Genomic DNA, 12,585 nt, shown 5'->3' on the forward strand with positions numbered 1-12,585 from the left:
TTACCATTCCGAACAGAGCAGTTAAACCTTTTAGCGCAGATGGTACTACGCAAGTGGGAGAGTATGTCGCCGCCTTCTTATAAAAAGAGCAATTCAGAAATGAGTTGCTCTTTTTTTTGCTTTATAGGGTTTGCTTTTTCTCGGTTACATTCTTAGGAAGATCTGTAACTGTAACGGTGAGAATGCTGCCTGTAAAGCTGCTCTGATTAGCTGTAGCAGTATAGACATATAGCATACCTTCTTTTACTGCATCACCTTGCTCGATAAGAGTGCCTCCGCTTTGATGAAGGGCAACTTTTACTGATTGGACTGAAATATCGTCTAAGATGATGAAGTAGATTTTATCGCCTATTTTTCCGCGATAGTTGCTGACATCTATACGACGTACTACTGGAGGGTTTAGATAGTCCGCTATGGCTACGTTGAACGCACTCATTAGCTTTCTTTTTACCTTGTGATCTGCCTGATACAATGCTTTTTGAGTAGGATTGGCAAGCACACTTTTGGCATACAAAACCGCTTCTTGGAATTTGCTACGGCGTTTTAGCTGCTTTTCGGTAGCTTTGAGCTCTGGGTTTCGTGGTCGTGGATAACGAGCTACGAATGTTTTTTCGCCACGATGGCGGAATACGATGGTTTTACCTACCTCGCCGCGGAGGTCTTGGGTAAGAATGTTGAAACTTTGTGCCATTTTTTTTATTGTTTTTGTTTGACGGTGCAAAGTTGCGGCAAATATGTTTCTCTGGCAAATAGTTGTTTCAGGGTGTAACAGAGTTGTAAAGTGAAAAAAAGCTAATTACTTAAGAATGATTACTATAGGCGATGTATATAGAGTAGGGAACATTTTATTCGGGTTAAGGATTGATAATTTCTTGGGTTTTCTGTAGGGCTACTATCATCTGTTGATAATGGATAATATCATTGTATGTGAGGGTTTGACCTTTGCGGTCTTTGAGCCATTTTTGGGCGGGCTGGTAGCCCCCGATGTAGGCTTCCCACGCTTTGAAGGGTACATCTGCGAAATATTGGGTATCGTTGATATATACGTTGCCTTTGTCTTTTTGCCCAGTATTTACCCATTTTATTTCGGTAATGGTGTTGTTTCCTGCTATGGGGAAAGAGGTGATAAGGGCTTGTAGCTGGGGGCTTTCGAGCAGGTGTAGCTCTCGCAGGTGTTTGCCTATGGTGGCGTAGTGCTGAAGTTCCTCGTTATCTTTTGGATAGGGGATGCGGGGGAAGTCTATTTTTAGGAATTCTTTATATTGTTCTCTATAGTTTTTATCGTGCAATACACCATAGCAATAGTCGAAGGCGGTGAGTGGGTTGCCTCCTAATTTTTTAAGAATTTTAGGGTTTAGGTTCGGGATTTTGTCTAAGGTGTCTTTAAAGTGTCCTTCGCCTTGGAGGTATAGGTAGAGGGGGAAGACATAGCCTATTTCTCCTGTCTTATTTGATACGATACAACTTTCAGCAATCTGATTTGTAATAAAAAAATGTTGATATACCTCTCCTGATTTTACTTGTTTACAGATAACTAAACCTATATTATTTCCTTCAATAAAATGTTGCATTACTTCATTGCGAGGGTAACAATGAAATCCTTTTGATTTTCCTGTATAGTAAGTATAACGTGTATCAAAAGGGCGATAGCTTATAGGAATTAGCACACCTTTATTAGGATAGCATTCTTGTAGGTCTTTTCGGGCATAACTTACTTGCCAATCGCGTACATCTTTACCTAATTGAAAGGTATCCCGAGCTTTTTCATTATCTAATTGCAAGAACTGCTGAATGGTTTGCTTTACTTCCTCTTTAGTAAAATGAATGGTGAAGTTATCTCTTGCGGTTACTATCCCTACACTATTGATTTTAAAGAGTTCGTTAATAGAGAACCCTTGGTTATATTCTGCTAAGAGGGTATCGTCTTTGGGTACAAAAAGGTAGTTAGGGGCGGTGGGGTTCAGTTGGGTAAAGGGTATGGTGTGGAGGTTGTTTTCGCTTAAAAAGGCGAGTTTTTCAGTACGCTTACCATAGAGGTCGTAGTGGTATACTTTGGCGAGTTCTGAGTTTTTGGGGTTTGGTTTTTTGACAAAGATATTGATACTTACGCCTTGCATAATGTTGAATACATTTTCGTCGGTTTCGCCATTGGGTGTGGTTTCTTTTTTTCGGCTGTTGCCGTGTAGGTCGATAGTATGGATGCTGTCAAAGGTTTTGAGCAGGTGGTAACGCATCCCGCGGAAGGTGGGATTATCTAAAAAGCCGTGTGGGTTGATATAGATGAGGATACCGTTGCCATTTTTCTCTATGAAATGAGCACCAAAGCGGATAAATTTGACATAGTCGTCATTTATCCACTTTGGATTTCGTTCGGCGAGTTTGTTTTTGGTGTTGGGTTCTTTTTTATAGTCTTCCATTAGGTTCATTATCCAAGAGCCTTTGTTGGTGCTTGAGCCGTTATAGGGAGGGTTGCCTATTACGCACATTACGGGGGTGTCGCGCTTGATGCGGTTGGCTTCGTTGGCTTCGTCGGAGAGCCATCGGGCGAGGGGTAGTGAGCGGTCGGGGGTGGGTTCTTCGAGGGAGTTGGTCAGGTATATTTGTATGCGGTTGGTGCTCTGGGTGATTTGTGTTTGAGAGAGGAGCATATCGAGCTTTAGGTGTGCGATGGCGTAGCTTGCCATTAGGAGTTCGAATCCGTTGAGGCGTGGCAGGAGGTGTTCTTGGACGTAGTTTTGCCAAATGCCTTGTTGCTCTTTGAACTGCTGGGCTATATACTCGATGATTTGGGCAAGGAAGGTGCCTGTACCGGTGGCGGGGTCGAGTATTTGTACGCGGTGGTATTCTTTTTCTTCTATATCGAAGCCTGCTACTTTGTTGTCTTGCTGGGTTTGTACTTTTATTTTGGAGGTATCGGCGATGCCTTGTGGGAGGTGGAATTGCTCTTTGAGTAGGGTATCGAGTGTACGCACCATAAAATTGACTACGGGCAGTGGAGTGTACCATACGCCGAGGGCTTTGCGTACTTGGGGGTCGAAGGCTTCGAGGAAGTCTTCGTAGAAGTGTACGATGGGGTCTTTGGTGGCGTCTTTGCCATAGGAGGCGAGCATTTGAGCTACATCGCAGGCGAGGTACATTTGCACGAGGTCGTCGATGACCCAGCTGATACGGGTATCTACTTCCATTCCTGCGATATATCCGAATAGTTTTTTGAGGAAGGGGTTGGAGGCTGGCAGGAGTTGGTAGGCTTCTTGTCGGCTAAAGGTTGGGAGGGTGGGGTCGTGATAGCGTGCGGTAAAGAGCCCATAGGTAATGGTTTGGGCGTACATATCGGCGAAGTCTTTAGCGGAAATGTCGTGAATGAGTACGTTGCTAAAGGCGGTGAGTTGGTCGGTGAGGTCTGTTTGTATGCCTTTTGTATGGTCTTCGTTGAGTGCTTTTTCGATGATTTTGGAGAGTAGTTGTGCTTTGGCAGCCATTAGGGTAACGAGGTCTTCGGCTTTGGCGATACCTGAGGGCTGGAAGGAGCCGAAATTTTGGATATAGGTGAGGAAAGTATCGAAGTTTTCGGGTAGGGGTATGATGCCTTTGTCGGTTACTTTTCCGATGGTTACAGAATGTAGGAGTTCTTCATTTCGGTAGAAATGGAAGGTGAGGTAATCGGTAAATATAAGGTTGGTGAGTGATTTTTTGTATCGGTCGAATTGTTCTTTGTTGCCGTTTTTGGATTTTTCGCCTTTGAGGTCTTTGTCGTTAATGTCTTTGGTTTCGATGAAACCGATGGGCAGGTCGGCGAGAGTTAGGATATAGTCGGGTGCACCACAAGCTTGTCGCTTGGGTTCGTTGATGATATTGAGTTTTGGGAGGAGGCTTTCTAATAGGTTTTTGAGCAGGGGGCGGTAGGAGTGTTCGGTGGCTTTGCCAGAGGTATATTGGGTATTGAGGTTTTTGATATAGGAGTGAAGCATTTTGTTTTGTTATTAAATGTGAGGGGACAAAGGTAGGGATAATTTGTCAATTAGGCAATTTATTGATGGGAAGAATGGGAAGGCTAAGAAGTCTGGGAGGTTTGAGACGAGTGGGAGTGCGAGCCGCACCGGCGATTGTGGGACGAGTGGGACAGGTGAGACAGGTGGGACAGGCGAGCAGAAAGGGCGTTTGTAAGATGTTTATCCTTCGCTTATCCTTCGCTTATCCTTCGCTTAACGTTCGGTGAGGGGATATGGGTGTGATGATAAAATTAGAAATTATCATTCGTAATTCAAAAAAGTTTTGTACATTTGCCGCAAGTTTAATCAATATAAAAAGAATCTCAATGAAAAAAAGTATTTTATGGACTGTTTTTGTAGTGTTGTTTTTTAGCTATGGCTATACAAACGCTCAGGAACAACGCGAATGTATCCCTTCAAATGGCGAAATGTGGAGTAGTTTGTTACAACGTTGCGTTAAATTTGAAGAAGGTGTGCGCCTTGACCCTATAGATAGTGAACAGCGAGAAGTTTTCTTTAGTCTTGCAGCCTTTTTTAACGCTGATAAGAGTAAAATGGAGGTTTTTGCTGAAGGAGCTCCCCTAATAATGGATAAAAAAGAAGGAAATACTTACCAAAATGGTAAATATAGCTATAATGCCGATAAACAAGAGTTTTTTGTAGATGGGAAACTCACTTTTAGAGGTGTTAAAAAGTAGTGTGTAAAGGCGAAAAAAGATAAAATGTAAAAAAGTAAACTTCTTCCTATTTTTCTTAAAATAAGAAGGAGTTTTTTTGTTAGTATTGCTAATTGGAAAAAAGTTTATATCTTTGTCGCATATTAACATTATCTGACTATCCAGATTCTGACTATATAGGATTTTTAATTCACCTTAAAAACTAAATATCGATGACAACAGAACAAAAAAGAACTAAGGAAAAAGAACTATGGGATAAGTTTGGTGTCAGAATTACGTATAAAGATAAAGATACTGAACCCTATGACAAAAATAAGATATATTTCACTGAAAAAGTGGAAGAAGCAAGGGCTTTATTCGCTAGAATAGGACACCCTAAAGACCTTATAGCTAAACTAAATACTACTTCCTAATTATTAATTATAAATTATTAATTGAAAAAGATGCTTCTTTTCTTTAAAAATCCTAAAAATACGCTTTATGTGGTGGCTGTCGAGGCTGCCCTTGCTGAGCCTCACCTCAATAAACTGAAATGGCTGTTTGGCAACGCCGAGCAAATTGACCAACCTACACTTAGTGGCTCTTTCGTTGGGCCTCGCGCGGCAATGATTACTCCTTGGAGTACTAACGCGGTGGAAATTACCCAGAATATGGACATTCAGGGCATTACTCGCATTGAGGAATTCCACGAGCTGACTGACCCTGATAACCCTTTTGATCCGATGCTTTTTGAGCGATACGACGGTCTTACTCAGGATAGTTTCACCATTGATATAGCTCCGCAAACTACCCTTGAAATAGATGATATTGAGGCGTATAACCAACAAGAGGGACTTGCACTGAGCCCTGAAGAGGTGGCTTATTTGGAAAATCTCTCTAAGCAACTGAACCGCAAACTTACTGACTCGGAAGTGTTCGGCTTCTCGCAAATTAACTCAGAGCACTGCCGCCATAAAATCTTCAATGGTACTTTCGTAATTGACGGTGAAGAAAAACCTTCTACTCTCTTTAAACTTATCAAAAAGACTTCGCAGGCAAACCCCAATAGCATAGTATCGGCTTATAAAGATAATGTGGCTTTCATCAAAGGGGCTACCGTAGACCAGTTCGCACCCAAAAGTGCTGATAAACCTGATTTCTACGAAGTTAAACCTTTTGAGGCAGTACTTTCGCTAAAAGCAGAAACGCATAACTTCCCTACTACGGTGGAGCCTTTTAACGGGGCAGCTACCGGTTCGGGTGGTGAAATACGCGACCGCTTGGCAGGCGGACAAGGTTCGTTGCCTTTGGCAGGAACGGCGGTGTATATGACGGCTTACCCCCGATTAGAACAAGACCGCCCTTGGGAGCAAGGAATGGCTGAACGCAAATGGTTGTATCAAACGCCTATGGATATCCTTATCAAAGCCTCGAATGGGGCGAGCGATTTTGGCAATAAGTTTGGTCAGCCGCTGATTACAGGTTCGCTTTTCACTTTTGAACACGAAGAAGGAGGGCGCAAATTAGGGTTCGACAAGGTGATAATGCAAGCGGGTGGGGTAGGCTATGCCAAAGCCTCGCAAGCTATAAAACACACCCCTAAAGAAGGTGATAAAATAGTTATTTTGGGCGGTGAAAACTACCGTATCGGTATGGGGGGTGCTGCCGTATCGTCAGCCAATACAGGGGCTTTTGGCGCAGGTATCGAGCTTAATGCGGTGCAGCGTTCTAACCCTGAAATGCAAAAACGTGCCGCTAATGCTATCCGCGCGATGGTTGAATCGGAAGAAAATCCTATCGTCTCGATACACGACCACGGGGCAGGTGGACACCTAAACTGCCTCTCTGAACTTATTGAAGAAACCGGCGGTAAAATAGATTTGGATAAACTGCCTGTAGGTGACCCTACTTTATCTGACAAAGAGATTATAGGCAACGAATCGCAAGAACGTATGGGCTTGGTATTGCCAGAAAAGGCTATAGCCCAACTAAAAACTATCGCAGACCGCGAGCGTGCGCCTATGTATGAGGTGGGTGTAGTGACTGATGATAAGCATTTCAGTATAGCCTCTAAAAAGAAAGGCACTCACCCAATGGACTTAGACCTTAGCGCCCTTTTTGGCAGTTCGCCTAAAACGGTGATGACCGATGAAACGGTAGTTACCACCTACGAAGGGCTTACTTACTACCCAAGTCAGTTGTACACCTATTTGTCGCAAGTGCTGCAATTAGAGTCGGTAGCTTGTAAAGATTGGCTTACCAACAAGGTAGACCGCTGTGTAGGGGGTAAGGTAGCCAAACAGCAATGTGCAGGCGCTCTGCAACTCCCCTTGAACAACGTAGGGGTAATGGCTCTTGACTACAACGGCAAAGAGGGAATCGCTACCAGCATAGGACACTCGCCACTTACGGCACTTATCAGTCCGACAGCAGGTAGCCGCAATGCGATAGCAGAAGCCCTTACTAACATAGTATTTGCTCCTTTAGAAGGCGGACTAAAAGGCGTATCGCTATCTGCCAACTGGATGTGGGCTTGTCGCAACAAAGGCGAAGATGCGCGTTTGTACGAAGCGGTAGAAGCGGCTTCGGACTTTGCTATACAATTGGGCATCAATATCCCTACGGGGAAAGATTCGCTATCGATGAAACAAAAATACTCTGAAGGAGGCGATGTGATTGCCCCTGGTACTGTTATCATCTCGGCAGCGGCTCATTGTACTGATGTGCAAAAGGTAGTTGAGCCCGTACTGAAGAGAGATGGAGGGGCTATTTACTATCTGAATTTATCAGATGATAGCTATCGATTAGGCGGTTCGGCTTTTGCTCAAATCCTTAATAAGATAGGCACTGAAGCACCTACGGTAAGAGATAGCAACTACTTTAAGAAAGCCTTTGATGCGGTACAAACTCTTATAAATGAAGGCAAAATACAAGCAGGGCACGACATTGGTAGTGGTGGTCTTATCACAACCCTTTTAGAAATGTGTTTTGCTGATAACGAGTTAGGGGCTACCATAGACCTTACTGCTTTGGGTGAAGAAGACTTGCTAAAAGTGCTTTTTGCAGAGAATGTAGGGCTTGTATTGCAAGCAGATGCCTCTGTAGAGGGCTTTTTGGAGGCACAAGGCGTACATTACGCTAAAATAGGTACTGTGGCTACTGCTGAAACCCTTACCATTAAACATTTGGGCAAAGAATACCACTTCAACATACCTGAATTGCGCGATGTGTGGTATTTGACCTCTTATCTATTAGACAAACAACAAACTAAGAATGACAAGGCTACAGAGCGTTATCAGAACTACTCTGAGCAGCCTCTGCAATACACTTTCCCTGCGCACTTCACCGGTGAAAAACCAACCCGCCCTGCAGGCAAACGCCCAGTAGCGGCAGTGATACGCGAGAAGGGTAGCAACTCTGAGCGCGAAATGGCAAATGCGCTTTATTTGGCAGGTTTTGACGTGAAAGATGTGCATACCACTGACCTTATCAGCGGACGAGAAACTTTAGAAGATGTACAGTTTATAGGAGCTGTTGGCGGGTTCTCTAACTCTGATGTACTAGGTAGTGCCAAAGGTTGGGCAGGAGCATTGCTCTACAATGAGCAGGCTAAAAAGGCATTGGATAATTTCTTTGCTCGTCCTGATACTCTTTCAGTAGGGATATGCAATGGTTGTCAGTTGTTTATGGAGTTGGAGGTCATCAATCCGGAACATTCAGAGCACGGCAAGATGTGGCATAACGACAGTGGCAAGCACGAAAGCGGCTTTGTGTCGGTAGCGATTCCGGAGAACAACTCGGTGATGTTATCGAGCCTTGCAGGCAGTACTTTAGGAGTATGGATTTCGCACGGTGAGGGTAAATTCCATTTGCCGTTAGAAGAAAGCGCTTATAACATAGTAGGTAAATACGCTTATGAAGAGTATCCTGCCAATCCTAATGGTTCAGATTACAACACGGCTATGCTGTGCGATAAATCGGGAAGGCATTTGGTGACGATGCCCCATATAGAGCGCTCGGTATTCCCTTGGCAGTGGGCTTATTATCCGAATGAGAAGGCGGTCGTAAGTCCTTGGTTAGAGGCATTTATCAATGCCCGCAAGTGGATAGAGGCGCGCAATGCGAAATAAAAATGGTAAATAAAATCTTAAAAAGGATAAGATTTTCAATATTAAAATTACGCTAAAAGGGGCTGTATAAGCCCCTTTTGTATTAAACTTTTGTTAAACTTAAAAATACACTTGACAAGTACGGTTTTATTCGTACCTTTGCAGTGCAATGAGGGTGGTAGCTCATTGTAAACTTCAAATAATAGTTTTCATAATTTAAAGTTTTGGTTGGTTAATGAAGAAGTCCGATAATTTTTTATCGGACTTTCTTTTTTTTGTAGGTGTTGTAGCACTTCTTTTAAATAAACATCAGCTAGACATAATATGGCGATGTATTCATAAACATCCCCCCAGCCCCCTTCAAAGGGGGAGCTTATACACGAACATCATAATAGCATAATATAGCTCATATCGAACTTACAATACACACGAGGGTTGAGGTCTATTTCTTCACAAGTAAAAAATAAGAATTCGGTCATAAAATTATATTGTTAATCTCCTTAATAGGACATTGGCTTTATAGATGCCTAAATCGTTGTAAAGTAATTTTATTTTTGGGTGTTGTTGTTTTATATCTTAGATTATTTTCTACTATCGTAGCCCTATAACAGTAGGGATAATTATATAGTGTAAATGTACAAAATAATTATGAGAAAGCAAGTTAGCAATGATAGTGATAATATGGGAGGGCTGGGAAGAATGGGGAAGGTACGAGCTGCAAGTTTGTGTTGGCGGTGTGGTAGTAGCGTTAAATTATTCTTAATATCTTCATAAATAATAGCTAAAAATTGGGGGCTTTGCAGGGGGTGACAGTAGTGCGAAAAGGAGGGGAACGAGAGGTAAATGCTTTAGAAATGAGCTACTTAAAAGGTTTGTAGAAAGTAGAGAGGCATCGTGGCATTATTTTTGCCGTACTAAACTGATATGTAAGTCATAAAAGTAACCTTAATTAGAATTTTTTTATATGATTCTTTTTTTGTACTTTTGTGCGATTTATAGTGCTTAGTAGGCACTTCAGTTTAGCAATGTTTTTAATATTTTAAAGGAAAAAGATGAAAGTAACAAGATTTTTAGCGTGTACTATAGTAGCTTTTCTGACGTATTTTAGCAATATGCAGCTATACGCTCAGACCCAAGGCTCGCTTAAGCAGGCTAAGTTGGGTTTTGCGATATATGCTTGCCCTAAAAGTGATTTTAACAGCTTTAGGGTAAATATCTCGTGGAAACCTCCTTTCCCTAACGCTGATAACAAATACTTTGTAGAACTTTCGGATGCTGATGGTAATTTTGACAACCCTACCACTCTTGCTACGATTACTGATAAAAACAATCGCAGTGAGATACCTGTAACCTTTCAGTTCCCTTCTACTACCCAAGGTAAGAAATACAAAATAAGGGTAAGAAGTACAAGTCCGTCGAATGAAGTGGTAGCCTTTTGGGAAGCTGGCGGCAATAGAGGGGAAGAGATAGAAGTTCATTATCAGGATGTTACCACTCAGATAACCGTATCGCCTATCAATGTAACGCTTTGCTCAGGGCATACACAAGAGCTAAAAGTTACTGCTTTGCCAGGGGGTAAAAATCCGTCTAACTACAAGTACAAATGGTATAAGCTGAAAGAAGCAGGCTCTTCGGGCAATAACATTCTTTTGGCAAGTGACGCGCCTCCTACCCAGACGGTTAGCGAGGCAGGTAAGTATTATGCTGAAATAGATTACGGCGCTTGTTCAGGAGCGACTAATGCGCGTTCTGCCAATATCACAGTAGGAGTATCGGGTAATCAGACTGTTACCCTTAGCAGTTCGTCTACCGCTATCTGTACTAACGATGCTTTTACGCTTACCGCTACCCCTCCTATAGCAGGGAGTAAGTATTTTTGGTATTACTACGCTTCAGACCCTCAGACAAAAACTAAAATAGCAGAGACTGACAATAATACCTACACTGTGAATGCACCTGATAATAAGGCAGGGAAATATTATGTGGAAGTAGGAAGTGGAGGTAATTGCGATGTGCGTTCTAACCAAATTGCTATTACTCGCAAAGACGATATTATGGCTACTCTGAACACTACAGGCGGTAGCGTGCTAATGCCCGGTAAGAATAAGACTTTTACAGTAAGCACTACAGCCGAAGCGCCTACCTACAAATGGTTTAAAGATGGTACGGAGATTAGCGGTGAAACAGGTGCGACCTTAGTAACTACTTCGGCAGGTAAGTACAAAGCTGAAGTAAGTCAGACAGGTAGTTGCCCCGTAACAGTGCAAACGGCTGAATATGAGCTTACTCAGCCAGATAACTTCAAAGTAAGCATCAAAACAAAATCTGCTTATCAGGATTGTACTTACGACCGCGTAACCCTAACGGTAGATAAGATTGTAGCGCAAATAGGCAGCAATGAGGTAACCGTAGACCCTACTGATTATTCGTTTTTTACCTTTCAATGGCAGGCGAACATCACAGGTACTTATGCTAATGTAGGCACTAATGCTAAAGAGATAACCTTGAGCAGTGCCTTAGAAAACGGTAAATATAAACTGAATATAACAGGGCCTAACTATAGTAGCATACCCGAATCGAACGAAATAAGCATTTTATTGAAAGATGCTAATGCGCTGAAGATAAACGGAGGTGTTGCAGACTTAGAATATTGCGGTGCCTCTGTAACCTTAACCGTTACTACTGGTGCTAATGCTTCGTCTACCTACACTTGGTATAAGGACGGTGCACAAGTAGCACAAGGGGTAGGACTTACTGAGTATAGTACTGAGGGCTCGGGGTCATTCTACGTATCGGTAAGTGCTAATTATGGTGGCTGCCCTGCGACTTCAGCAGCGATAGTAGTAAGAAAGAAAAATATAGTAGTGCGTTGGGAAGATGATATGGGTACACGCGAGATTTTCTACGCAGGGAAAACTAATGAGCTGAAAGTATCGCATAATATGGAATCGCCTACTATAGAGTGGACAAAAAATGGTACTGTATTGACAGGTGAGACAGGCACCTCGCTTACTATAAGCACTGCACCTACTTCAGTAGATATTTATCAGGTAAAGCTAACAGATACTGGTACTTGTGGTAATACAGTAACTTTAGGGCCTGTTTATTTTGAAACCATCTCTGATATTCAGCAATTGCGCGTAGGTACTGTAGCTTCAGTAAATTGCGAAACACGCACACAAACTACCCTTGAATTGCAACAAATAAAAGTAAAATTGAGCAGTTCGGGAGAGGAAGTGATTGTAAAGAAATCAGATTATCGTTATTTTAGCTTCCAATGGGCTAAAGATGGTAATGATGTATATGGAGAAACGAATCCTACTTATGTAGTATCGAGTGCGGGCAACTCTGATGCCGCTCAATATACCGTGCGTGTGATTTACAATACTAGTATTATAAAGGTTTCAGACCCTAAAACAATAGCCTTTACACCTATTCCTGATTTTGAAATATCTTCATCGGAAGGCGCAAAGACTACCGCTTACTTATGTCCTGGAGGTTCGCTAACTTTAACTGTAGCCTCTGATAGTTTTGACCCAAGTTCGTCAGTAGCGGATAGTTTTTCGTACAAATGGTATAAAGTAACCAGTGCTAACTATCGCAACGATACCGCTTTGGGTAGTGAACAGCCTACTGCAACCGTGAGCGAGACCGGAGAGTACTATTTGGAGATAAACAACGGAGGTTGCCCTAAGCGCGCCCACATAAAGGTAGAAAATTACCGCACAGGTAACCTAAAAATAAAACAAATTACCGCTACAGGCGCTTTAGCTAAGGAAATCACCCAACACAGTTCGGCAAGAGAGCGCAAGTTAGATGTGAATGTAGGAC

The 12,585-nt window shown here is 42.6% G+C and carries 7 protein-coding genes; 5 read left to right on the forward strand and 2 right to left on the reverse strand.

Features of this window, described 5'->3' with window-relative positions:
• Positions 1-121: 121 nt before the first annotated feature.
• Positions 122-691, reverse strand: a complete 570-nt coding sequence (locus tag HMPREF9074_RS04910) for a hypothetical protein (protein ID WP_009392394.1) — start codon at positions 689-691, stop codon at positions 122-124.
• Between the two features lie 163 nt (positions 692-854).
• Positions 855-3,968, reverse strand: coding sequence for a type ISP restriction/modification enzyme (locus HMPREF9074_RS04915; protein WP_009392395.1), 3,114 nt, complete (start codon positions 3,966-3,968; stop codon positions 855-857).
• Positions 3,969-4,011: 43 nt separating this feature from the next.
• On the opposite strand from HMPREF9074_RS04915, the gene HMPREF9074_RS04920 reads away from it, so the two are divergent.
• The 5 genes from HMPREF9074_RS04920 to HMPREF9074_RS04940 all read left to right on the forward strand — a co-directional run.
• Positions 4,012-4,164, forward strand: a complete 153-nt coding sequence (locus HMPREF9074_RS04920) for a hypothetical protein (RefSeq protein WP_009392396.1) — start codon at positions 4,012-4,014, stop codon at positions 4,162-4,164.
• A gap of 151 nt (positions 4,165-4,315) precedes the next feature.
• Complete coding sequence (locus tag HMPREF9074_RS04925; protein ID WP_052141369.1) at positions 4,316-4,687, forward strand: hypothetical protein; 372 nt, start codon at positions 4,316-4,318, stop codon at positions 4,685-4,687.
• Positions 4,688-4,878: 191 nt separating this feature from the next.
• The gene (locus HMPREF9074_RS04930; RefSeq protein WP_009392398.1) at positions 4,879-5,079 is read left to right on the forward strand and encodes a hypothetical protein; all 201 of its coding nucleotides are present in this window, start codon (positions 4,879-4,881) and stop codon (positions 5,077-5,079) included.
• 30 nt (positions 5,080-5,109) lie between these two features.
• Positions 5,110-8,775 carry a phosphoribosylformylglycinamidine synthase gene (gene purL, locus HMPREF9074_RS04935; RefSeq protein WP_009392399.1) on the forward strand — a complete coding sequence of 1,222 codons (3,666 nt, stop codon included), beginning with the start codon at positions 5,110-5,112 and terminating at the stop codon, positions 8,773-8,775.
• Between the two features lie 1,031 nt (positions 8,776-9,806).
• Positions 9,807-12,585: hypothetical protein (locus HMPREF9074_RS04940; RefSeq protein WP_034539871.1), on the forward strand; the 2,779-nt coding region annotated here is incomplete at its 3' end.

The sequence above is a fragment of the Capnocytophaga sp. oral taxon 329 str. F0087 genome, from assembly GCF_000213295.2.
GTDB classification, from domain to species: Bacteria; Bacteroidota; Bacteroidia; order Flavobacteriales; family Flavobacteriaceae; genus Capnocytophaga; species Capnocytophaga leadbetteri_A.